This window comes from Streptomyces sp. NPDC091972 (assembly GCF_044756385.1).
Taxonomy (GTDB): Bacteria; Actinomycetota; Actinomycetes; order Streptomycetales; family Streptomycetaceae; genus Streptomyces.
This window is the reverse complement of the sequence record NZ_JBIVSV010000003.1, coordinates 484430-508070: the sequence shown is the minus strand read 5'-3', so window position 1 is coordinate 508070 and position 23641 is coordinate 484430. Positions and strand designations below refer to the sequence as shown.

General features: G+C 72.9%; 20 protein-coding genes. 8 read left to right on the top strand and 12 right to left on the bottom strand.

Translation table 11 applies throughout. The features are described 5' to 3' along the window. Positions 1-40: 40 nt before the first annotated feature. Positions 41-472 (bottom strand): cytidine deaminase family protein, encoded by a 432-nt coding sequence (locus ACIQJT_RS11375; RefSeq protein ID WP_402642189.1) that lies wholly within the window; start codon positions 470-472, stop codon positions 41-43. A gap of 301 nt (positions 473-773) precedes the next feature. Here ACIQJT_RS11375 and ACIQJT_RS11370 point away from each other — a divergent pair, with 301 nt between their 5' ends. From ACIQJT_RS11370 to ACIQJT_RS11355, 4 genes are all read left to right on the top strand, one after another. Then, positions 774-2966 (top strand): MMPL family transporter, encoded by a 2193-nt coding sequence (locus ACIQJT_RS11370; protein ID WP_402642186.1) that lies wholly within the window; start codon positions 774-776, stop codon positions 2964-2966. 115 nt (positions 2967-3081) lie between these two features. After that, entirely contained in the window at positions 3082-4260 is a 1179-nt protein-coding gene (locus tag ACIQJT_RS11365; RefSeq protein WP_402642183.1) for a sensor histidine kinase, read from the top strand. A gap of 22 nt (positions 4261-4282) precedes the next feature. Then, complete coding sequence (locus ACIQJT_RS11360) at positions 4283-4960, top strand: response regulator (RefSeq protein ID WP_402642181.1); 678 nt, start codon at positions 4283-4285, stop codon at positions 4958-4960. Positions 4961-5068: 108 nt separating this feature from the next. Continuing rightward, a complete protein-coding gene (locus ACIQJT_RS11355) occupies positions 5069-6298 on the top strand; it encodes a SpoIIE family protein phosphatase (protein WP_365449122.1) in 1230 nt (409 codons plus the stop codon). Positions 6299-6329: 31 nt separating this feature from the next. On the opposite strand, the gene ACIQJT_RS11350 is transcribed toward ACIQJT_RS11355, so the two are convergent. The 4 genes from ACIQJT_RS11350 to ACIQJT_RS11335 form a co-directional block, all read right to left on the bottom strand. Next, positions 6330-8042 carry a serine/threonine-protein kinase gene (locus ACIQJT_RS11350; RefSeq protein WP_402642179.1) on the bottom strand — a complete coding sequence of 571 codons (1713 nt, stop codon included), beginning with the start codon at positions 8040-8042 and terminating at the stop codon, positions 6330-6332. 90 nt (positions 8043-8132) lie between these two features. After that, positions 8133-8399, bottom strand: a complete 267-nt coding sequence (tatA, locus tag ACIQJT_RS11345; protein WP_402642176.1) for a Sec-independent protein translocase subunit TatA — start codon at positions 8397-8399, stop codon at positions 8133-8135. Between the two features lie 72 nt (positions 8400-8471). Then, on the bottom strand, positions 8472-10175 hold the full coding sequence (locus ACIQJT_RS11340) for an LCP family protein (RefSeq protein WP_402642174.1): 1704 nt from the start codon (positions 10173-10175) through the stop codon (positions 8472-8474). 541 nt (positions 10176-10716) lie between these two features. Next, positions 10717-11073 (bottom strand): metalloregulator ArsR/SmtB family transcription factor, encoded by a 357-nt coding sequence (locus ACIQJT_RS11335; protein ID WP_365449112.1) that lies wholly within the window; start codon positions 11071-11073, stop codon positions 10717-10719. 256 nt (positions 11074-11329) lie between these two features. Here ACIQJT_RS11335 and ACIQJT_RS11330 point away from each other — a divergent pair, with 256 nt between their 5' ends. After that, entirely contained in the window at positions 11330-11596 is a 267-nt protein-coding gene (locus ACIQJT_RS11330) for a GlsB/YeaQ/YmgE family stress response membrane protein (protein WP_053847320.1), read from the top strand. 161 nt (positions 11597-11757) lie between these two features. Further along, a complete protein-coding gene (locus tag ACIQJT_RS11325; RefSeq protein WP_365449109.1) occupies positions 11758-13146 on the top strand; it encodes an MFS transporter in 1389 nt (462 codons plus the stop codon). Between the two features lie 45 nt (positions 13147-13191). Here the strand turns inward: ACIQJT_RS11325 and ACIQJT_RS11320 are convergent, their stop codons facing one another. From ACIQJT_RS11320 to lnt, 4 genes are all read right to left on the bottom strand, one after another. Then, complete coding sequence (locus ACIQJT_RS11320; RefSeq protein ID WP_402642168.1) at positions 13192-15132, bottom strand: helix-turn-helix domain-containing protein; 1941 nt, start codon at positions 15130-15132, stop codon at positions 13192-13194. Positions 15133-15198: 66 nt separating this feature from the next. Then, positions 15199-15999, bottom strand: a complete 801-nt coding sequence (locus ACIQJT_RS11315; RefSeq protein ID WP_402642165.1) for a 3-hydroxybutyrate dehydrogenase — start codon at positions 15997-15999, stop codon at positions 15199-15201. 55 nt (positions 16000-16054) lie between these two features. Further along, complete coding sequence (locus tag ACIQJT_RS11310; RefSeq protein ID WP_402642162.1) at positions 16055-16534, bottom strand: NUDIX hydrolase; 480 nt, start codon at positions 16532-16534, stop codon at positions 16055-16057. Positions 16535-16601: 67 nt separating this feature from the next. Further along, on the bottom strand, positions 16602-18215 hold the full coding sequence (gene lnt / locus ACIQJT_RS11305) for an apolipoprotein N-acyltransferase (RefSeq protein ID WP_365449101.1): 1614 nt from the start codon (positions 18213-18215) through the stop codon (positions 16602-16604). A gap of 227 nt (positions 18216-18442) precedes the next feature. Between lnt and ACIQJT_RS11300 the strand changes: the two genes are divergently transcribed. Continuing rightward, complete coding sequence (locus tag ACIQJT_RS11300; protein WP_402642159.1) at positions 18443-19471, top strand: O-antigen ligase family protein; 1029 nt, start codon at positions 18443-18445, stop codon at positions 19469-19471. A 15-nt stretch (positions 19472-19486) separates the two neighbouring features. Here ACIQJT_RS11300 and ACIQJT_RS11295 read toward each other — a convergent pair whose 3' ends face one another. Both ACIQJT_RS11295 and ACIQJT_RS11290 read right to left on the bottom strand, forming a co-directional pair. Next, positions 19487-20035, bottom strand: coding sequence for a hypothetical protein (locus ACIQJT_RS11295; protein WP_365449097.1), 549 nt, complete (start codon positions 20033-20035; stop codon positions 19487-19489). 91 nt (positions 20036-20126) lie between these two features. Then, positions 20127-20915 (bottom strand): glutamate racemase, encoded by a 789-nt coding sequence (locus ACIQJT_RS11290; protein ID WP_402642155.1) that lies wholly within the window; start codon positions 20913-20915, stop codon positions 20127-20129. Positions 20916-20972: 57 nt separating this feature from the next. On the opposite strand from ACIQJT_RS11290, the gene ACIQJT_RS11285 reads away from it, so the two are divergent. After that, positions 20973-22151, top strand: coding sequence for a glycosyltransferase (locus ACIQJT_RS11285; protein WP_402642153.1), 1179 nt, complete (start codon positions 20973-20975; stop codon positions 22149-22151). Positions 22152-22155: 4 nt separating this feature from the next. On the opposite strand, the gene ACIQJT_RS11280 is transcribed toward ACIQJT_RS11285, so the two are convergent. Further along, entirely contained in the window at positions 22156-23361 is a 1206-nt protein-coding gene (locus ACIQJT_RS11280) for a TerD family protein (protein ID WP_402642618.1), read from the bottom strand. Positions 23362-23641: the final 280 nt, after the last annotated feature.

Genomic DNA, 23641 nt, shown 5'->3' with positions numbered 1-23641 from the left:
ACGCACGACCATGCCACGCTCACCGCACGGTCGCCCCCTGTCAGTCGGTGTCGAGCTGGTGATCGGCCCAGACGTAGCTCTCGGGCAGCAGGTCGGTGATGCGCACCGTCCGGGTGCGGGCGCCCGTGCCGACGATGACCCGGAGGTCGGGGAAGTAGTCCAGCAGGACCTGCCGGCAGCGACCGCACGGCGGAACGACCCCGCGGTCGCGGTCGCCGACGGCGACGATCGTGTCCAGCTCGTAGGCGCCCACGGTGGCCGCCGCATCGATGAGGACCAGTTCGGCGCACGGGCCTCCCGTGAAGTGGTAGGCGTTCACGGCGGTGACGATGCGGCCGTCCCGGGCACGGGCCGCGGCCGCCATGGTGTGGTTGTCGCCCCGGCACCGCGTACGGGCGACATCCGCCGCGGCCTGGACGAGTTCGTGGTCGACGGGGTGGGTCTGCTCGACCGGGTGGGTCTGCGGGGTCAACTGCTCTGCCTTCGTCGTCGGTCAGGCGAGGTTGACCCGCGTGCCGGGCACATGCAAGCGAATATCCGCCCCTCGCCTCGGGAACCGGAGGCCGAGCACCACGTGGAGCACGTCCACACCCGGGTGGAGCAGCTCGTGCGGGCCGTACCCGGCGCCTCCCCGTCCGCTCGTCTACTGCGGGCGCAGTAGAGGCAAGTGTCTGCGGACGGCCGACGACGGGAGAACGCGCGGCTGCGAGCGTGAGGGTGGGCCGGGATAGCGCCGGCCCGATCACGTGGTGCACCCCTCGAAAGGCTCGTCGATGTCCCCTCTCGCCCGCTGGTGCCACCGGCACCGGCTCGCCGTCGTCCTGGTCTGGGTGGGCCTGTTGCTCGCTCTGGGAGCCGGGGTCGGCGCGGCCGGCAGCGCCTTCGGCAACAGCCCGACCTCGCAGGACACCGACTCGGCCAAGGCGACGGCCCTGCTCCGGCAGGCGTCCGACAGCGCGGCGGGCAAGAGCGGCAGGATCGTCTGGCAGGCCGACGGCGGCCAGGTCACCGGGCCGGGCACCGAGCGGACGATGAGCCAGGCGCTGGGGGGCATCGCCGAGGCGCCCGGTGTCGCCTCCGTGACCAGCCCGTACACCGCGGCCGGCGCGGCCCAGGTCAGCGAGGACGGCCGGACCGCTTACGCCACGGTCGCGTTCGACCAGGACGTGAGCGACGCCCAGATCGATCACGTCAGGGAACTCGCGACCGCCCCGGAGTCGGACCGTCTGCACATCGCGCTGAACGGGCAGGCGTTCACCGTCAACCCCGAGCCCAACGCGGTCGCCGACGCCATGGGCATCGCCCTCGCCTTCGTCGTGCTGCTGTTCGTCTTCCGCGCGGTCTGGGTGGCGGTCCTGCCGATCGTCACGGCCGTCGTCGGCGTCGGCACCTCCGCGGTCGCGGTGATGCTGCTCAGCCACCTCATCACCCTGTCCGACACCACCCTGACCCTCGGCTCGCTGATCGGTCTCGGGGTGGGCATCGACTACGCCCTGTTCATCGTCAACCGGCATCGCGCCAACCTGAAGGCCGGGCTGGGCGTCGCCGACTCCACGGCGAAGGCGCTCAACACCTCGGGCCGGGCGGTGGTGTTCGCCGGACTGACCGTCGTCGTCGCACTGCTCGGCATGCTCACCCTGAACGTCGGCATCATCAACGGCATGGCCATCGGCGCGGCCGTCACCGTCGTGCTGACCGTCCTGGCCGCCATCACCCTGCTGCCCGCGCTGCTCGGCATGATCGGACACCGGGTGCTCAGCCGTGGCGAGCGCCGCGCCCTCGCCGCCCGCGCCGGCGGCCCGGAGAGCGGGACCGCTGCGTGGAGCCGCTGGGCACAGCGGGTGCAGGACCGGCCCAAGGCCCTCGGGCTGCTCGCCCTGGCGGTGCTGGCGGCGCTCGCCTTCCCGACGCTCTCGCTGCGCCTGGGCGCCTCCGACGACGGCAACCTGCCCACCACCTCGACCAACCGCCAGGCCTACGACATGATCGCGGACGGCTTCGGACCCGGCTTCAACGGCCCTCTCGTCCTCGCCGTACAGGCCCCCACCGCGGCAGACAGGGCGGCCGCGGCGAAACTCGTCACCGCGCTCAAGAGCGTGGACGGCGTCGCCGGTGCCGACGCCGCCCCGATGCGGGAGGGCCGGACGGTCGGGGTCATCTCCGTCGTCCCGACGACCTCACCCCAGTCGGCGGCCACCTCCGACCTGATCGGCCACCTGCGCGAGGACGTGATCCCGCGGGCCGAGCAGGGCACCTCGCTGAAGGTCTTCGTCGGCGGTACGACCGCGAGCAACGACGACTTCGCGTCCGTCCTGATGTCGAAGCTCCCGGTGTTCGTACTGGTGATCGCGGGGCTCGGCTTCCTGCTGCTGACCGTCGCCTTCCGCAGCCTGCTCATCCCCGCCGTCGGCGCCGTACTGAACCTGCTCAGCATCGGGGTGGCCTTCGGCGCGATCGTGGTCGTCTTCCAGTACGGCTTCGGGGCCTCGCTCCTCGGACTCGGTGCCGCCGGACCGATCGAGTCGTTCGTGCCGATCCTGGTCGTCGGCATCATGTTCGGCCTGTCCATGGACTACCAGGTCTTCCTGGTCAGCCGGATGCGCGAGGAGTGGGCGCACACCGGGGACAGCCACCGGGCGGTCCGGGTCGGCCAGGCCGAGACCGGCAGGGTGATCGTCGTCGCCGCCGCCATCATGTTCTGTGTCTTCGGCTCCTTCGTGTTCGGCGGGATGCGGGTGATCTCCGAGTTCGGTGTGAGTCTCGCCGTGGCCGTCGCCCTCGACGCGCTGCTGATCCGGATGGTCGTCGTGCCCGCGCTCATGCACCTGTGCGGGCGGGCGAACTGGTGGCTGCCGCGGCGGCTGGACAGGGCGCTCCCGAACGTGTCCGTGGAGGGGCCGTCGGACGAGCCGGTGACCGCGCGGCACCCGGTGCGGGAACCGCAGCCGGCCGGACTGTCCGACTGAGTCCGTCCGTCACGTCGCGGCGGCGGCCCACGCGCGGGCCGGCACGGAGGCCGGGGCGGGCCCGGCCGCGCCGGCCCGCGCTCCTTCCCGTGCCCGCGCTCCTTACAGTGAGGAAATGCAGGTGACAGCGATGAGGCGGTGGGTGGCCCGTCATGACCGGTTCCGGGACGCGCTGCCCGCGATGGCGCTGATGGTCGTCGCCGTGGGCGCGGCGGCCGCCGGGGACTCCGGCTGGCACGCGCCGCGGGCGGCGGGGGTGGCCTGGACGGCGTTGTCCTGCGTGCCGCTGGTGTTCCGGAGCCGCCGGCCCCTGGCCGTCGTCGTGCTCACCCTCGCGGTCGACCTGACCGCCATGGCCGTGGTCCCCGACCGAGTGTCGACACCGGCGGCGAGCCTCGTCGCCGTGTACACCCTGGCCACCCGCAGCGATCGGCGCACCGCCTGGACCGTCGGCGCCCTCGCCGCCGTCGCCGTCACCGGCGTCTACGCGGCCACCCACGAGGAGCCGCTCCTCGTGGGGACCAGTCTGCTGCGGCTCGACTTCATGATCGCCGCCACCGCCCTGGGGGACGCCGTGCGCAGCCGCAGACTGCACCTCGCGCGGGTCGAGGCACGCGCGGACCGCGCCGAGCGCACCAGGGAGACGGAGGCCCGGCGGCGCGTCACGGAGGAACGGGTCCGTATCGCGCGTGAGCTGCACGATGTGGTGGCCCACCACATCACCCTCGTCAACGCGCAGGCGGGGGTGGCCCATCACCTCATGCGCACCGACCCCGACCGGGCCTACGAGGCCCTGGCCCACATCAAGGAGACCAGCCGTGCCGCGCTGGACGAACTGCGGGCCACCGTGGGCCTGTTGCGCCAGCCGGACGACGCTCCCGACTCCCGCTCGCCCCTGCCCGGGCTGGCCGACCTCGACGCCCTGGTCGGCGGGTTCCGGGCCGGCGGCCTGTCCGTGACGGTGACCCGCACCGGCCTCGTCCGGCCGGTGGCCCCGGCGACCGACCTGACGGCCTACCGCATCGTCCAGGAATCCCTCACCAACACCCACAAGCACGCCCGCGCGGCCCACGCCGACGTGCTGCTGGACTACGGTGACTCGACGCTGCGGGTCACCGTCGCCGACGACGGCCGCCCCCAGGCGGCCCGGGCTGCCGGTACCGGTCACGGGCTCATCGGCATGCGCGAGCGCGCCACCGCCATCGGCGGCTCCCTGACCGCCGGCCGGGACCCCGGCGGGGGCTTCACGGTCGTCGCCGAACTGCCGTTGTCCCTCACCCCCGCGACCGCCTGACCAGCCCCGGAAAGCGCCGCCCATGACGATTCGTGTACTGCTCGCCGACGACCAGGCCCTGCTGCGCGGCACCTTCCGCCTCCTCATCGACGCCCAGCCGGACATGGAGGTGGTCGCGGAGGCCGCCAACGGCCTCGAGGCGGTGCGCCTGGCCCGTTCCGAGCGGGCCGACGTGGTGGTCATGGACATCCGGATGCCGGAGGTCGACGGCATCGAGGCCACCCGGCTCATCTCCCGCGACGAGGACCTGGCCGGGGTGAAGGTCCTCGTCCTGACGACCTTCGAGGTGGACGAGTTCGTCATCGAGGCGCTCCGCGCGGGCGCCGGCGGCTTTCTCGGCAAGGGCGTGGAACCGGCCCAACTGCTCGACGCCATCCGCCTCGTCGAGGCGGACGAGGCGCTGCTGTCCCCCGCGGCCACCAAGAGCCTCATCGCCCGCGTCATGGCCCAGCCCGCGGCGGGCGACCTCGCCGACCCCGCCCGTCTGGCCGCGCTCACTCCGAGGGAACGCGAGGTGATGACCCTGGTGGCCACCGGCCTGTCCAACGACGAGATCGCCGAACGCCTTTTCGTCACGCCTGTGACCGTCAAGACCCACGCCAACCGCGCCATGGCCAAGCTCGGCGCCCGTGACCGCGCCCAACTCGTCGTCATCGCCTACGAGACCGGCCTGGTCCGCGCCGGAGAGCGCCCGGCCTGACGCGGGTCGTTCGATGCCGCCCGACGGCGGTGGCGGTCGAGGCGGCGGCCTGTTCCCCTCTATCGTGGAAAATCACATCATGATGGCTCGTGTCGAGGCAGGCTGCACATGAGGAAACCGCAGATCGACTACGCGGCGGTCTTCCGTGCCCTGCCCGGCATGGTGGCGCTGCTGACGCCCGAGCTGGTGTACGTCGACGTCAACGACGACTTCGTACGTCTCACCGGTCGCCCCCGCGAGCAGCTCCTGGGCCGCTACATCTTCGACGTCTTCCCCGAGAACCCCCACGACTCGGCCGCCACCGGGATGCGGGAGACGCGGGAGTCGATGCTGCGGGCGGTGGCCACCGGCGAGCGCGACACCATGGCGGTCCTGCGCTACGACATCGAGGACCCCCAGCGGCCCGGCCACTGGCGGGAGCACTTCTGGAGCCCGGTCAACGCGCCCGTCCTCGGCACCGACGGGAAGGTGACCCTTCTCGTGCACCGGGTGGAGGAGGTCACGGAGCTCATCCGTGCCCGCGGCGGACCGGGCGGCGACAGCCGGGCGCGGGTGCTGGAGGCCGAGCTGTACACCCGGGCCCGGGAGCTCCAGGAGGTGAACGAACGCCTGCGCAGGGCGCACGCCCGCGAACGCGAGGTCGCCCTGGCACTCCAGGAGGCCCTGCTGCCCGCCCACAGACCCCTGGACCACCATCAGGCGGCCGTCCGCTACCGGCCCGCCGTCGGCGCGCTCAACGTGTGCGGCGACTGGTACGACCTCGTCGACCTGCCCGGCGACCGCCTCGCCGTCGCCGTCGGTGACGTCGTGGGCCACGGTCTGGCGGCCGCCTGTGTGATGGGCCAGCTCCGCAGCGCGCTGAGCGCCGCCGCCCGTGTCGCCGACGGCCCGGCCCGGGCTCTGGAGGCCCTCGGGCTGTACGCCCGGTCCGTGGACGGCGCCGAGTCGACCACGGCGGCGACGGCCTTCATCGACTGGGACGCCCACACGCTCACCTACAGCAGCGCGGGCCACCTCCCGCCCGCGCTGCTGCATCCCGACGGCACGGTGTCCTTCCTGGACCGGGCCACCGACCCGCCGCTCGGCGCGAGTCCCGAGCACACCATCCGGCCGGAGGCCACCTCGTCCTTCGACGAGGGCGCCACGCTGGTCCTCTACACCGACGGTCTGATCGAGCGCCGCACCGAGGACATCGACACCGGCCTGGCCCGTCTCACCGACGCGCTCGGTCGCCACCGCCACGCCGCTCCCGAGGATCTGGCCGACGCCCTCCTGACCGAGCTGCTGCCCGCGACCGGCAACGCCGACGACACCGCTCTCGTCGTCATCCGCCTCTGAGCGGGGCCGTCGTGTCGCACGGCGCGAACCCTCAGTCCTCCGCGGGCATGACCCGGGTCACCTTGCCCTTGGGCGTCGCGTCCAGATAGCCGGACTGGCTGTACTCGTTGCTCAGGTAGACGGCCATGCCCAGGGGCGTGTCGAAGGTGTCGTTGGGCTGCCTGACCAGCACGTAACGGGTCTCCGGATCGTCGACGTTGAGCTTCTTCTGCGCCTCCGCGAGCAGCGCGGGCACCTTGCCCCAGTCGAAGTCGTCGAGGCGGAAGGGCCGGTCGCCGCCGGACAGGGTGCCCTTGATGATGCCCTTCTCCACGCCCCGTCCCACGCGGTACGTGTAGCTGTCGTACTTGCTGTCGCTGCCGTCGACCATCACCTCGGCCGACACGAAGTCGTCGTACACGGTGAAGTCGCCGAACCTGTCCCGGCCGGTCTCCTTCTCCAGCGCCCGGATGGCGGTGCGGATGCCGTCAGGAGTGAGCAGGCTCGTGGTCGTCGCGTCCTTCGACTGCCTCCCTGCCGGGGCGGTGACCCGGGAGCCGGCCGAGTCCGCGGTCGAGGTGACGGAGGACGAGGCACCGGCGCCCGCCGCGCCGCCCGCACCGCCCGAGTCGTCCGCGTCGCCCCCGATGGGCAGCAGCCACCACAGCAGGGCCAGGGCGCCCGCGAGCGAGGTTCCCGTGACGCCCAGCACGACACCCCGTCCGGACCGGTTCCCGCCGCCCGCCCGCACGGGCGCGGTCACGGACCGGCCCGGGCCGCCGAGCACGGGCGGCGGCCCGAATCCGGCGGGGGCGCCGGCGACGGGCGTGGTGGGCGGGGCGTAGGCCCCGGGGTAGGAAGGGGGCTGTGCCTGCGGGTGGGCGGTGGGCCGCTGCCAGGCCGCCGACGGGCCGCCCTGCCCCGACTCGATCTCGGCCAGCCGCCGGTCCAGCACGGCGGCCGGCGGGCGCGCCGCCGGATCCCGTACGAGCGCGCTCATGAGGACGTCGCCCAGGGCTCCGGCCCGCACCGGCGGCGGCACGTCGTCGTTGAGGACGGCGGCGAGGGTGGCGAGGGTGCTGCCACGGCGCAGCGGATGGTGGCCCTCCACGGCGGCATACAGCATCATCGCGAGCGACCACAGGTCCGAGGCGGCGCCGCCCTCGTGGCCCGAGATCCGTTCCGGTGCCATGAAGTCCGGTGTGCCGATGATGGAGCCGGTGACGGTGAGGCTGGTCGTCTCGCGGATCGCGGCGATGCCGAAGTCGGTGAGGACGGGGCGCCCGTCGGTCCGCAGCAGGACGTTGGCGGGCTTGACGTCCCGGTGCTGGATGCCGGCGTCGTGCGCGGCGGCCAGCGCGGCCAGTACCCCCCGGCCGATCCGCGCCGCCTCGGCCGGTGGCATCGGGCCCTGGGCGAGCCGGTCGGCGAGGGAGCCGCCGCTGACCAGCTCCATGACGATCCACGGGTAGGTGCCGTCGCCGCCGTCGACGATGTGGTGGATGGTGACGACGTTCGGGTGGTCGATGCGGGCCAGGGCCCGCGCCTCGCGCAGCACCCGCTCGCGCAGCGTCCGCGCGCTGTCGGGGTCGTACTCGGCGAGGTCCCGGTCGGGCGGGCGCACCTCCTTGACGGCGACCATGCGGTGCAGCGCCAGGTCCCTGGCCCGCCAGACCGTGCCCATCCCCCCGCCGCCGAGGCGGGCCTCCAACTCGAAGCGCCCGTCGACGACTCGTCTGCCGGGACCCTCGTCTGACTCACTCATGGGCGGGAGCTTACGGCGACGCGGCCGCCGCCTCCCAGCCGAGGTCGGCACCGGGCCGCCGGGGCCGCAGCCGGCTCGGGGTACGGGAGTTCAGTGGGCCGGGCTGCCCTCGGCCGTCCGCTGCGCGGCCGCCGGTTCTCCGGCCGCGGACCGGACGATGTGCTGGGCGGGCTCGGCCGGGGCGGCGGCGCTCCGCGCGGTGCCGTCCTCCTTCATGGCCTTGGCCTCGCTCTTGAGGATGCGCATCGACCTGCCGATCCCGCGGGCGGCCTCGGGCAGCTTCTTCGAGCCGAACAGCACGATGATCACGATCGCCACGATCAGCAGGTGCCAGGGCTCCAGTCCGTTGCGCAGCATGCCGCCCGTCCCTTCTCCGCACTCATTGTTGCCAGCTTGCGCAACTGTACAACCAAGGCACTGGTCCCCGCCTCACTTGTCGGAGTCCTTCTTGTCGGTCGCCTCCGCGTACGCCTGCGCCGGTGTCATCGCGACCCCGTTGAGCGAGACGGTCTTGTAGGGGCTGACCTTGGCGCAGGTCTTGGCCTCGTCGGCGGTCTGGGCGTGCGCGTTGGAGACCGCGGCCTTGGTGTCGGCGGGCGCCTGCGACGCCTTGCCGCCCGGGAACGTGGTGCCGCTCGTCCAGTCGGCGCCTATCACCAGGGTCAGGCCGGTACCGGTGCCCGCCTCCAGGTGCGAGGTGGGCAGCCCGAGCGCCTTGGCGACCGTCCGGGCCTCGTCCTTGTGGCCGGTGCCGTAGGTGAGCGTCGTGGTCGCCGCCGGGCTCGGCGCGTTGGCCGTGGTGGTGCCGGAGCTGAAGCCCTGGCCGGTGAGCGCGTTCGCCACGTCGGAGGCACGGCCGGTGATCGCGGTGCCGTTCTCGACGGTCACGGCGATGCGGGAGGCGGGGACGGCCGGGGCCGTGGCCGCCGCGGAGGCCGCCGCGGACTTCTTGCCGGACGTGGTGGTCAGCGACTGGTCGTCGGCGATGCTGGAGAAGAGGGCCTTGGCGCCCGCGCCCACCACCACCCGGTTGGTGTCGTTCGGGTCGGCGGCGGTCTGCATGGTGGTGAAGGTCATCCGCTTGGTGGGGACCTTGTTCACGTCGGCCGCGAGCCCGATCAGCTTCTTCACGCTGCCGAGACCGTCGTCCACGGTGAGCGCCTTGGTCGCGGCGTTCGCGAGGTCGTAGACCGCTGTCGGGTCGGTGAGCGTGCCCGCGCTCTTGAACTTCCGGATCATCGCGCTGAGGAAGATGTGCTGGGAGACCGTGCGCCCGAGGTCGCTGCCGTCCCCGAAGCCGTGCCGGGAACGGACGAACTCCAGGGCCGCCTCGCCCTTGAGGGTGTGGTCGCCCCTGGACAGCTTCAGGTGCGAGTAGGTGTCGTAGACGTCGTTGTTGACGCACACGGAGACACCGCCGACCGCGTCGGACATCTTGACCACGCCGGAGAAGTCGAGCTTGACGAAGTGGTCGATGGGGATGCCGGTGAGCTGGTGGATGGTGGCGACCTGGCAGGCGGGGCCGTACCGCAGCGCGCTGTTGATCTGGCCGTAGTAGCCGGGCGTGGACTGGCCGCTCTCGCTGTCCTTGCAGGCCGGGACGTCGACCATGGTGTCACGGGGGATGCTCATGACGGTGGCGTTGGAGCGGTCCGCGGAGATGTGGACCACCATCTGCACGTCGGCGTTGCCGTTTCCGCTCTGCACGCCGGTCCGGGAGCAGCCGCCGCCCAGTTTGCAGTCCGCCTTGCTGGTCCGGCCGTCGGAGCCCATGACCAGGATGTTGATCGGGGTGCGGCCGAAGGCGTCGGCCTTCTCCGAACCGCCCTTGCCGTCCAGCGCGACGCTGTTGATGTTGCCGTTGAGGTGCTGGTAGAACCACCAGCCGGCCCCGGCCGTGCCCAGGACGAGAAGCGCCAGGCATATCCCGACGATCTTCAGGACCCGCCTGCCGCGCCGTACCGGGCGGACCCGGCGCCGCGACCGCCTGCCGCCCTGCGAGCGGGCTGCCGCCCGGGCAGCGGCCCGGCCGCCGGGCTGCCCTCCACCGGCCTCGCCCTCCCGCTGCCCCGGCGCCCGGCCGGAGCGGCTGCGCGTGGCCTGACCGCCCGGGCTGTCCCACCGGTCGCTCATCTACCACTCCCACGAAACGGTCGGGCCCCTCAGGCCGGGCCATGAGGGAGGCGGCCGGGCGTGCGCGGCGGTGTACGGGCAGGCCGAGGGGGAACTCGGTCTAGGTTGCGTAGTTGCGCAATCTAACAAAGCCCTGGCCCGGCCAGCACGGACCGCGTCGCATTTCACGGGTGAGAGATCTCATGGAGGAACGCGGCAACCTCCTGGAGACCTCCGCCCTCGCCCACGGCCTGTCCCGCCTTCGCCCGGTGCGCTTACGGCCCGCCCCGCCTGCGGCTTGTCGAGGTACGACCGGGCCTGGCCGCCCGGCGCCGCACCGCGCGCGAAGACGGCCGGCCGGCCCGGCCCGGACACCGAGGACGGGCTGTCGGCCCTCCGCTGCGACACGCGCGCCGACAACGTGCTCGCTGCGGCTGTCGACGTCGGCGCGGGAGTGGACTGTGCGCTCGGGCCGGTGGCCGGCACCGGCGTGAGGGCGGCAGGCGTGGGGATCGAGGGCTCGCCCTGCGAGGCGTTCGTCCCCTGCATACAGGGGGGCGGACTATGACCCGCGTGAGGCGTTGCCGTGCGCGGCGGCCGGGACGGTACGGGCGGTCAGCTGGCCGACCATGACGCGGACGACGGTCACGATGTCGGGGTCGTCGACGAAGTAGACCTGCCGGCGGCCCTCGCGGCGGGACCGGACCAGGCCGGCGAGTTTCAGTTTCGCGAGGTGCTGGCTGACCGCGGGCAGCGCGCCGCCGACCCGGTCGGCGAGGTGGGTGACGTCGCTCTCGCCCTGGGACAGCGCCCACATGATGTGCAGCCGGGCGGAGGAGGCGAGCAGTCCGAACGCGGCCGCCGCCTCGGCGAGCACCTCGTCGGACGGGTCCTCGAAGCCACCGGCGAGTGTCGCCACGATCCCCTCCCGCCCCGGTCACCGTCACCGCACATGCGCTGTCTCAGTGTAAGGGGCCGGGTGGGGCCGACAGCCCGACTCCACTTCGTCGTTTGCGCAATGTAATAAGCGTGTGAAAGAACATCGACGACTCGCCATCAACTGCCGCTGGAACTCGTTGCCCATCGACCCCGATCCATAGACTTGCGCAATCAGGCAACCGAAGTGTCGGGCCGGGCGGACTCCGCCGGACCCGGCCCGACTGGAGGACTACCACGTGGGCATCATCGGCTGGATCATCCTGGGTCTGCTCGCCGGGGCCATCGCCAAGATCCTGCTGCCCGGCCGAGATCCGGGCGGCCTGATCGGCACCACGCTCATCGGGGTCGCGGGAGCGTTCGTCGGCGGCTGGCTCTCCGCCCGCTTCCTCGACCGTCCGGTGGAGAAGCACTTCTTCGACCTCTACACGTGGGGCGCAGCGATCGGCGGCTCGCTGGTCCTGCTCATCGGCTACCGCCTGCTCTTCGGCAACTCGCGGGACTGACCGGCGAGTTGTCCCGCAACGCCCAGCACAGGCAGGCATGGTGGCCGAAGGGATAGCCAACCGCAGAACTATGTTGTGCCGCCACATGTGCCCTTGACGTGCGCGTTCCTACGGTGTGCGAACACGTACCCGTCCCCACCGCACACGAGGAAGTGGCGCACATGGCCTCCGCAGCATCCGCTCCCCCGACGCCGAACAACCTGAAGCGCATCGTCGCCGCCAGCCTCATCGGCACCACCATCGAGTGGTACGACTTCTTCCTCTACGGCTCCGCGGCCGCCCTGGTCTTCAACAAGCTGTTCTTCCCCGACTCGGACCCGCTCGTCGGCACGCTGCTGTCCTTCCTGACGTACGCCGTGGGATTCGCCGCCCGTCCGCTCGGCGCCCTGGTGTTCGGGCACTACGGCGACCGGCTCGGACGGAAGAAACTGCTGGTCCTGAGCCTGCTGCTGATGGGCGGGGCGACGTTCGCGATCGGTCTGCTGCCGACGCACGCGACCGTCGGCACGGCCGCTCCCGTGCTGCTGACCGTCCTGCGCCTGGTCCAGGGCTTCGCGCTGGGCGGGGAGTGGGGCGGAGCCGTCCTGCTGGTGTCCGAGCACGGGGACGCGCGGCGGCGCGGCTTCTGGGCATCGTGGCCGCAGACCGGCGCACCGGCCGGGCAGCTCCTCGCAACCGGTGTGCTGTCGCTGCTCACGGCCGTCCTGTCGGACGCGGCGTTCGGGAGCTGGGGCTGGCGCATCCCCTTCCTGCTCTCCGGAGTCCTGGTGGTCGTCGGTCTGTGGATCCGGCTGTCCGTCGACGAGTCCCCCGTGTTCAAGCAGGCGTTGGCGCAGGCCGAGGCCCGCAAGGCGGCCCGGGACGGTGCGGCCGAGAAGCTGCCGCTGGTCTCCGTGCTGCGCCACCACTGGCGCGACGTGCTGGTCGCGATGGGCGCCCGCATGGCGGAGAACATCAGCTACTACGTCATCACCGCCTTCATCCTCGTCTACGCCACCACCTCGGCGGGTGTCTCCAAGCAGACCGCCCTCAACTCGGTGCTGATCGCCTCGGCCGTGCACTTCGCGGTGATCCCCGCCTGGGGAGCCCTGTCGGACCGCGTCGGCCGGCGCCCGGTGTACCTGCTCGGCGCGGTCGGCGTCGGACTGTGGATGTTCCCGTTCTTCTCGCTCGTGGACACCGGCGGCTTCGGCAACCTGATCCTCGCGGTGACCGTCGGACTCGTCCTGCACGGCGCCATGTACGCGCCCCAGGCGGCCTTCTTCTCCGAGATGTTCGCGACCCGGATGCGGTACTCCGGTGCCTCCATCGGCGCCCAGTTCGCCTCCGTGGCGGCAGGCGCCCCGGCCCCGCTCATCGCGACCGCGCTGCTCTCCGACTACGGCAGCTCCACCCCCATCGCCCTCTACGTCATCGGCGCCGCCGTGCTGACGGTCATAGCCGTGGGGGTCGCCAAGGAGACCAGGCACCGGGACCTGTCCGACGTCGAGCCCGACGCGGAGCCGGAGCCTGCGCCCGCCTCCGCCGCGGCGGACGCCCGGACCGTCTGAGTCCCGTCCTTCCGACCGGCCCCCGTACGCCCGTGCGTGCGGGGGTCAGGGCCGTGTCGGCGCCGACAGCCGGTGCAGCCGCAGCGCGAGCTGTATCTCCAGCGCGCGGGCCGGGCTCTGCCAGTCCTCGCCGAGCAGCCGGCCCACCCGCTCCAGGCGCTGGGCGACGGTGTTCACATGGACGTGCAGCTCGTCCTTGGTGCGGGCCGGGCTCATCCCGCAGGCGAAGTAGGCGTCGAGGGTGCGCAGCAGATCGGTGCCCCGCCGGTCGTCGTAGTCGACCACCTGGCCGATGGTGCGGTCGACGAAGCCCGCGATGTCCCGGTCACCGGCCAGGAGCAGCCCGAGGAACCCGAAGTCCTCGGCGGCGGCCCCGTCCCCCGAGCGGCCCAGGAGGCGCAGCGCGTCGAGGCAGCGCCGGCCCTCCTCGTAGGCGGCGGCCACCGCGTCCGGACGGACGGCGAGGTCACGGACCGGGGCCGAGGCTCCGACGGTCACCGCCTCGTGGACGGCTGTGCCGAGGTGCCCGGCGGTGCGGCGAGCCAGTTCGGTCGCCGTGTCCCCGGCGGCGAGGGGCAGCAGCAGGACGGTGCCGCCGTCGCGTGCGGCGGCCAGGCCGTGCCGCGTCGCGGCGAGGTGGGAGGCCGCCGACCACAGGCGCCTGCGGGCGGCCGCCTCCTGGTCGGCGTCGGCCGCGGGACCGTCGAGACGGGCGGCCAGCACGACGTGGGTGGCGTCGAGGTCGGCGTCGAGGCGGGCCGCCCGCTCGCGCAGCAGCCGTGGGTCCCGGTCCCGGGCGTCCAGCAGGTCGTCCAGGAGCTCGCCGCGCACCCGTTGTTCGGCCTCGGCGGCGGAACGTCTGGCCAGCAGGAGCAGCGAGGTAACCATCGCGGCGCGCTCCAGGGTGCGCTGGTCGACGGGGTCGAGCCCGGGGTGGCCGCGCAGCACGAGCGCGCCCAGGAGCTCTCCGCCGGCGGCCACCGCGGCGATCCAGTCGTCCCCGTGCCGCACGGCGTGGCCTTCGGCCCGGGACGCCTCCAGTGCCTCGGCGGGCGCGGTCTCGGCGAACTCGACGGTGCCGTCGAGGACCTCGGAGACGGCCGCCGCCACGTCGTGCACCCCGCCGCCGCGCAGCACCAGTTCGGCGAGCCGGTCGTGGACGTCGGAGGCGCGCTCGATGACACCGCTGCGGTCCTGGATGATCTCGTTGGCCCGCTCCAGCTCGGTCAGCGCCGAACGGGTCTCGGTGAGCAGGTTCGCGGTGTCGATGGCGGCCGCGGCCAGCGCGGCGAAGGACCCGAGGAGGGCGATCTGCTCCCGCTCGAAGACCCGGGCCCGCCGGTCCGCCGCGAACAGCACGCCGATGACGTGGTCGCCCAGGGTCAGCGGCACGCCGAGGATGGCGACCAGGCCCTCGTCGCGTACGCCGGAGTCGATGGTGAGGGTGTGCTGGAAGCGGTCGTCCTTGAAGTAGTCGTCGGTGACGTAGGGGCGGGCGGTCTGGGCGACCAGTCCGCCGAGCCCCTCGCCCATCCCGAGCCGCAGCTGCTGGAAGCGGGCCGCGACCGAGCCCTCGGTGACCCGCATGTAGGTGTCGCCCCGCGCCGGGTCGTTCAGGCTGAGGTAGGCCACGTCCGTACCGAGCAGGGAGCGGGCGCGCTGCACGATGGCCCGCAGCACCGCGTCCAGGTCCCGGAGGCCGGCCAGGTCGTGGGCGGTCTCGAACAGGGCGGACAGCTCGGCCTCCCGCCGGCGCCGGCCCTCCAGCTCGGAGCGCACGCGCAGCGCGACCGCCTTGGCCTCCTCGAGCGCGGCGATCCGCTCGGCCGGCCTGCCCTCGGCACGGGCGATCAGCACAGGCTGCTCGTAGGCGTCGGCGGACGCGCCCCTGGCCAGCAGTTCGAGGAAGGGGGCCTCGGCACTGCCGAAGGGTCGCCCGGCACTGCGGACAGGGCGCTCGACGGACTGCGTGTGATCGCTGGACATGCCCACAGGATTGCTCATCGCGCGCTCACCCCGTCAGGCCTGTGGAAAACTCCCGTCCGGTGCCGCTCAGTGCGCGGTCCAGCCGCCGTCGAGGACGAGTGACGTGCCGGTGACGAAGGACGCCTGCGGGCCGCACAGGTAGGCCACGGCCTCGGCGACCTCCTCCGGCTCGATGAGCCGCTTGAGTGCGCTGTCCTGGAGCAGCACCTCGGACACCACGCGCTCCTCGGGGATGCCGTGTGCCCGGGCCTGGTCGGTGATCTGCCGCTCGACCAGTGGGGTGCGCACATAGGCGGGGTTCACACAGTTCGAGGTCACGCCGTGGGGCGCGCCTTCGAGGGCCACGGTCTTGGACAGGCCCTCCAGCCCGTGCTTGGCGGCCACGTAGGCGGCCTTGTAGGCCGAGGCGCGCAGACCGTGCACCGAGGACACGTTGACGATCCGCCCCCAGCCCTGCCCGTACATGTGCGGCAGGGCGCCGCGGATCAGGCGGAACGGCGCCTCCAGCATCACGGTGAGCACCGTGTGGAACACCTCGGGCGGGAACTCCTCGATGGGGCACACCAGTTGGAGGCCGGCGTTGTTGACGAGGACGTCGGTGCCGGCGGCGGCGTGCTCGGCGGCGTCCAGGTCGGTGAGGTCGAGGACCCGCGGCTCGACGGTGCCCGCCAGGCCCGCGGCGCGTTCGGCGAGCGCCTCCAGACCGGCGGCGTCCCGGTCGACCGCTCTCACCTTGGCCCCGGCGGCGGCCAGCCGCAGCGCACAGGCGCGGCCGATGCCGCCGGCGGCGCCGGTGACGAGGGCGGTGCGGCCGCCGAGGTCGAGCAGGGGGGCGTGGGGGCCCGGGAGGGCGCTGCTGCCGGTCATGGTGTCGACCCTAGGCAGCGCCCCGTCCTGACCACATATGGTCAGGCCCCATACTTCACTCGGAAGTCGTGGGGTCGAACCATGTGGGTGCGTCCGTCAGTGCCTGCTTGATCCGCAGCATCCCGAAGTCGTCCAGCTCCGGCAGGGCGTCCACCGCGAACCACCCCACCTCCAGCGACTCGTCGTCGTTGACCCGCGCCTCGCCGCCGAGGGCCCGGCAGCGGAACGTGATGTCCATGTACTGGCAGACGTCGCCGTTCTCGTACGTCACGGGCTTGAGCGCCTGGACGACGATCACCCGCTCGACGGCGCAGTGCACGCCCGTCTCCTCCTCGACCTCCCGCACGGCGCAGGCCGCGGGCTGCTCTCCCGGGTCCGGGATGCCGCCGATCAGCGACCACTTGCGGGTGTCCGAACGGCGGTTGAGCAGCACTCTGCCTTCTTCGTCCAGGACGACGGCGCTGACGCCGGGGAGCCAGAGGGGGTCGTGACCGATGGACGTCCGAAGGGTGCGGATGAAGTCAGGAGTAGCCATGGAGCGACCCTAACCGCCGCCGACGACACCCCGGTGATCTTCCGGAGGGCGCGGGACCGGCGTACGGTCACACGTCCTGGGCGCGACGGCCGCGCAGTCCCGAGCCGATCGCCCAGCCGAGGCCGCCCGCGGCGACCAGCACCAGGGCCATCTCGGGCAGGATGCCGAGCCGGGTCGCCGGGGTCTGCGTCGAGCGCAGCGGCACCTTCTGCACCAGCGAGTCGGCCACGAACATGCCGGTCCTCTGGGTGATCCTGCCGTCCGGCATGATGATCGCACTGACGCCGCTGGTCACCGGCACGGTGACGGTCCGGCTGTGCTCCACCGCGCGTACCCGGGACATGGCGAGCTGCTGGTAGGTCATCTCGCTGCGGTCGAAGGTCGCGTTGTTGCTCGGCACGGAGATGAGCTGCGCGCCGTCGGTCACCTCGGAGCGCACGGCCCAGTCGAAGGCGGCCTCGTAGCAGGTCACCAGGCCGACCTTGGCGTCGGCCATCCGGAAGACGCCCGGCTTCGTGCCCCGGCTGAAGTCCTGGCGGACCATGGAGGTCCAGTTCTTGTTGATCGCGCCGACGAGGGAGCGCAGCGGCAGGTACTCGCCGAACGGCTGGATCTGCCGCTTGTCGTAGGTGTCGGTGGGGCCCTTGACCGGGTCCCACAGGATCTGCTCGTTGTAGAGCCTGCCGTCCCGCTCGACGACGCCGCCGACGGAGATCGGCGCGTCGATGGCCTTGGCCGCCTGTCCGATGACCGAGGCCGCCTCGGCGTCGGTGTAGGGGTCGACGTCGGAGGAGTTCTCCGGCCACAGCACGATGTCCGGTTTCGCGATCCTGCCGGCCTTCACCTCGGCGGCCAGCCGCTCGGTCTCACGCGCGTGGTACTCGAGCACGGCCCGCCGCTGGGCGTTGAACTCCAGCCCCGCGCGCGGCACGTTGCCCTGGATGGCCGCGACGGTCACGGTGCCGTCCTCGGCCTTGTCGCTCACCAGCGTCCGGGCGGCGAACGCCCCGACGACCGGTACGGCCACGCTCAACAGGGCCACGGCCGCGGCCGGGCGCCGTACGGCACCTGTCCCCCGCCGCTCCACGAGCAGCCGCACGATCTCGTACAGCCCGAAGCCGCACAGCACGACGGCGAAGCCCAGCACGGGCGTGCCGCCCACCGCGGCGAGCGGCAGGAAGACGCCGTCGGCCTGACCGAACGCGATCTTGCCCCAGGGGAAGCCGTGGAACGGCGCACGCGCGCGTGCCGCTTCCCCGGCGATCCACACGGCGGCCGCCCACACCGGCGAGCCGGGCAGCTTCGAGACGGCGGCGATGCCCACGCCGACCAGCGCGACGAAGATCGCCTCGATCGCCACCAGGGCGAGCCAGGGCCCGGGGCCGACCTCGACGCCGGTCCACACGAGGAGCGGCAGCAGGAAGCCCAGACCGAAGAGATAGCCGAGACCGAACGCCGCCTTCCAGCCGCGCCCGCGCAGCACCCAGCCGAGGACGGCGAAGGCGGGCAGAGCCAGCCACCACAGGGTGCGGGGCGGGAAACTGACGTAGAGCAGCACTCCGGAGAGCGCCGCTGCGGCGGCCGGGACGAGACGGCGGAGCCGGACGGCCCATCGGGAGGCGGGCGGGGACTGCGGTTCCAGCCGATCCGACTCGTCCACGGAAGTTGCGGTGACGGTCACTCCGGGAGTGTACGGCGGTTGACCTCGACGTCCACAGCGCGGTCCGCCCGCCGAGCGCGGCCCCGGGCACCCGCCCGGGTCCCGTGATCCCGCACAACTCGTCCACAAATCGCCCATGAGCGGTTACGGTGTGCCGGAGTCCTCGCCGTACGGGCTGTGCGCGTGCGCCGCTGGGGGCCACAGGTCGGGGGACCGGCGTTTCGGGGGGCGGGGTGGGTTCCACGGGGATGACGTCTGTGGCCGGTGCCGACGAGGACGGCGACAGACGAAACGTTTCCGACGTGGTGGGCGTCCTGGTGCTCGGCGCCTGTGCCGCCTGGTCGCTGATCACCGCGGCCGCTCACGACGGGCGCCCGGAGGGCGTGCTGCTCGCCCTGCTGGCCGTCGCCGCGGGTTATGCCGCCGGCCGCATCTCGGGGGCGCTGCTGCCGGTCGCCGCCCCGTGCGCCGCCGCCCTCACCGGAGTGGGTCTGGCTGTCGGACTGCCCCGTCTCGCGCCCGGACCGGAGATCGTCGGTCCGCTGGGGCACGCGGGCGCCACGGCCGCCCTGACCACGCTCGCCACCGGCGCCGCGTGCTGCGCCGCCTGGAGCACCGGCTCTGCGGGTCTGCGGGCCCTGCTGCGGCTGCTGGCCGCCGGCATCGCGGTGGCCTCGGCCGCCCTGGGCTCGGTGTCCGGGCTGATCACCTGCGCGGCGGTGCTGCTCTGCTCGCTCGCCGCGGGCCGGATGCGCCATCGCGGTACCGGCATCGCCGGTCTGGCCCTCGCCGCGACCGCGGTGACCGGTCTGACCTGGGCGGTGGCCGCGCACGCGGTGCCCGAGGGGCTCGCCGCGACACTGCGCGGCCGGCTCACCCCGCACCGGATCGACCTGTGGCACGACGCCCTCCGCCTGGCCCGCGAGGACACCGCCCTCGGGGTGGGTCCGGGCCGCTTCGGGGAGCTCAGCACGACCGCGGCCCAGTCCCTGCAACCCGACGGGAAACCGCACTCGGCGCCGTTGCAGATGGCCGCCGAGCAGGGCGTGACCGGGGTGCTGCTGCTGGCGGCGGCGTTCTGCTGGCTGCTGTACGCGCTGTGGCGTTCCCCCCGCGCCACCCCGGTCGTGCTCACCGCGGGCGCGGCCCTGACGGCACTGGCGGCGATCGCCGCGGTCGGCAACGCGCTGAGCTTCACGATGGTGACGGTGGGCGTCGGGTTCCTGGCGGGCCTGGCCACGGCCCACCCGCTCACCGACGAGCCGGCCGGAAAGTGAGCGAACGGCCCGGTCTCAGTGGCGCGGCCCCGCGGCCCTGGGCCGCAGCCGGTCGCGGATGATGCGCACGGCGGACTCCGCGTCGTCCACGGTGACCGTGAACGTGTGGCCGTCCCAGAGCTGGAGGACCAGGCCCTCACCGCGGCGCACGACGACGGCGGTGCCCTTCTCGGGGCGCCAGCGGTAGCCCCAGCCGCCCCAGTGCCGGGGCGTGACGTGCGGGACGAACTCGGCTCCGGCGACATGGGCCAGCGGGATCCGGCGGCGCGGTACGCCGATGTGGCCGCAGCGCACCTCCAGGTGGTCCATGTCGACCCTGAGGGCGACGTGGACGAAGGCGAGCGTGAGGAAGAGGACGAGCAGTCCGGCCGCGATGCAGCCGACCACGGACATGACGAGCGGGGCGATGCCGGAGGTCCACGCCGAGTCGACGGCGAGCTCGACGCCGAGCGCCACGATGGCGGCGCCCCCGAGCGCCAGCAGCCACTGGATCCGGTTGGACGCGCGGCCGGTCCAGACGTCGGTGTGGTGCGAGGTGTGCTCGCCGTGGAGGTGGTCCCTCATGCCTACGAGACTACTCAGGTTTCGCCCCGCGGGTAGGCCGTCGCACTGCGTGACTGCTCCGGGCGGGGCTTTCCGGCCGCCCGTGCGGCGGTCAGCGGGCGGGGGTGGCCGTCATCAGGAGGCGGCCCTCCGCGTAGGCCAGGGCGGGCGCGGGCAGGGCGGCACCCTCGCGTCCGCTCAGCAGCACCGTGAGGGTGCCGGTGGCCGCGGCGTCGGGCGCGGGCTGCTCGCCGAGCCGGCGCAGCGCCTGGGCGGCGACCGCTCCGGCGGAGCCGTGCAGGACGAGCGGCGGACGGCCGGGGCGCTGCACGGCGGCGCGGATGCGCTCGGCGACGAGTTCGTAGTGGGTACAGCCCAGGACGACGGTCGTGACGTCCTCGGGGGTGAGGGCGGCGGCCGCGGCGACGGCGGCGTCGACGGCCTCCTCGTCGGCGTGCTCCACCGCTTCGGCGAGGCCGTGGCAGGGCACCTCGGTGGCCGGCACGCCGTCGGCGAACTCCGCGAGGAGGCCGCGCTGGTACGGGCTGCCGGTGGTGGCGGGGGTCGCCCAGATGGCGAAGGGCCCGCCGGCCGCCGCGGCGGGCTTGATCGCGGGCACGGTGCCGATGACCGGCAGGTCCGGTTCGAGGCGGGCGCGCAGAGCGGTCAGGGCGTGCACGGTGGCGGTGTTGCAGCCGACGATCAGGGCGTCGGGACCGTGGGCGGCGGCGGCCTCGGCCAGATGCAGGGCGCGCCCGACGATGTCGTCCGGTGTGCGGGGCCCCCACGGCATGCCGTCGGGGTCGAGGGAGAGCACGAGATCGGCGTCGGGGCGCAGTCGCCGTACCGCGGCGGTCGCCGCCAGCAGACCGATTCCGGAGTCCAAGAGCGCGATCTTCACCCGGCCACGATAGACGATGAGCCTTCGGGGGCCGGTTCGGTGGGGCAGACTGCGCGCGTGAGCGCCATCGCGTGGACCGCCGCCGTGTCCCTTGCCGCCTGGTTGTGGCTGCTGCTCTGCCAGGGCTTCTTCTGGCGCACGGACGTGCGCCTGCCGCCGGAGCGGGATCCGGTGTCCTGGCCCTTCGTGGCGGTGGTGGTGCCGGCCCGTGACGAGGCCGGGGTGCTGCCCGCGAGCCTTCCCTCCCTCCTGGCCCAGGACTACCCGGGTCGGGCGGAGGTCTTCCTCGTCGACGACGGCAGCACGGACGGCACCGGAGAACTGGCACGCGAACTGGCGCGCCGGCACGGCGGACTGCCGCTGACCGTGTCCTCGCCGGGTGAGCCGCCGGCGGGCTGGACGGGCAAGCTGTGGGCCGTACGCCACGGTGTCGGTCTGGCACGCGCGCGTGAGCCCGAGTACCTGCTGCTGACGGACGCGGACATCGCCCACGGTCCGGACAGTCTGCGGCGGCTGGTGGCCGCCGCGCACGCCGGGGGCTTCGACGTCGTCTCGCAGATGGCGCGGCTGCGGGTGGAGAGCCTGTGGGAGCGGCTCGTGGTGCCGGCGTTCGTCTACTTCTTCGCCCAGCTCTATCCGTTCCGCCGGATCGGCAGGAGGGGGGCGCGCACGGCGGCCGCGGCGGGCGGCTGCGTCCTGCTGCGCGCCGATACCGCCGAGCGGGCCCGGATCCCGGACGCCATCCGGCACGGCGTCATCGACGACGTGGCTCTCGCGCGGGCGGTCAAGGGCGGCGGCGGCCACATCTGGCTGGGCCTCGCCGAACGGGTGGACAGCGTGCGTCCCTATCCCCGCCTGCACGACCTGTGGCGAATGGTGTCGCGCAGCGCGTACGCCCAGCTCCGCCACAACCCGCTGGTGCTGCTGGGCACGGTGGCCGGGCTCGCGCTGGTCTATCTGGTGCCGCCGGCCGCCGTCCTCGCGGGCCTGGCGACGGGGAGCGCGGCGACCGCGGTGACCGGTGCCCTCGCCTGGCTGGTCATGACGGGGACGTACGTGCCGATGCTCCGCTACTACCGGCAGCCGCTGTGGCTCGCTCCCCTGCTGCCGTTCACCGCGTTCCTCTATCTCCTCATGACGGTCGACTCGGCGGTGCAGCACTACCGCGGGCGTGGCGCGGCCTGGAAGGGCCGCACCTACGCGCGCCCGGACGCCGTCGTGGGCGAGGAGCGCTGACGGCTCACTTGCAGCCCGGTGTCCAGTTCATGCCCCAGCCGTAGACCTGGTCCACCGTCCGCTGCGGGCTCACCCCGCGCTCGGGCACCAGGTAGCGGGCCTCGCGCTGGACGACCAGGTCGTCGCCGGTACCGGTGATCAGGGCCAGCGCGCACACCGTCGAGGGCACCGTGCACTCGTCGAGGGAGAAGTCGATGGGGGCGCCGTACTGCGGCTGGAGGGTGACCGTGGCGTGCAGGTCGGCGAAGGAACGCGCGCCCTCGTAGATGGTCACGAAGACGAGGATGCGCCGGAAGTCCCGCTTGTGGTCGAGGTTGACGGTGAGGTTCTCGCCGCTCGCGACGGCACCGGTGCGGTCGTCGCCGTCGAGGTGGATGTACGGCGGCTGGTGCAGCGCCCCATAGGCGTTGCCCAGCGCCTGGACGACTCCCTTGCGGCCGTCCGTGAGTTCGTACAGGGCGCACAGGTCGAGGTCCAGGTCGGCGTGCATGGCCACCGCGCGTCCCCGCTTGCTGCCCCACCCCGAGAACTGTTTGCGCACCTGCCAGTTGAGGTTCACCCGCATCTCCCCCGAGCTGCCGCCCTGTTTGGCGAGGGAGACGGAGGGAGCGGACTTGGTCAGGGTGATTTTCGAGAGGCTGACAGGGGGCGCGGAAGGGGCGGGCGGCGGCTCCGCCGGGGCCGTCTGCTGCGGCTCGTCCACGGTGATCCCGAAGTCCGTTGCCAGTCCTTCCAGTCCGCTGTCGTAGCCCTGACCGACGGCACGGAATTTCCAAACACCCTGGCGTCGATAGAACTCCCCGAGCACGAAAGCGGTTTCTACCGTCGCGCCCGTACTGTCGAAGCGCGCCGCCACGTCACCGCGGGCCGCATCCCGCACCTCGATGTAAAGATCCGGGATGCGGGCGAAGGTCCCGCCGTCCGCGGAAGCGGCCAGTACGACGGTCTCCACCGACGGCTCCACGCGCGCGAGATCGACGATCAGGGTGTCGGTCACCCGGCCGCCGTCGGTCCGTTTGCCCTCGTGGCGGACGGCCCCCGAGGAGTGCTGGGGCTGGTTGTAGAAGACGAAGTCGGCGTCCGAACGGACCTTTCCGCCGACGAGCAGCAGGGCCGAGGCGTCGGCGTCGGGCACCCCCGGTCCGGTGCGCCAGCCCAATTCGACGCGCAGTGCCGTGGTGGGCACCGGAGCGTTCGATCCTTTCGGCATTGACATGTCCGCCCCCATCGGGTGTCGGCAGGCCAGGACGCGCCCCGGCGATCCATCGAGTTCTACCCGCTCAACCTATTCCCCGAGGGCGGCGAACTCCCATCCCGCGTACCTGAAGATCACCGGTCAACCCTCGGTAACCCGCTCGGAACTCGGCCTTTACCGGGATGGGACCTGGATTGGCGTCCTTTTTTGCCGAGTTCGCTCGCATTGGGGGTCCCAGGTCACTGCCGACACGGAAAACAACCCTCTTATCGGTCTCCCCAACCAGCACATCGTG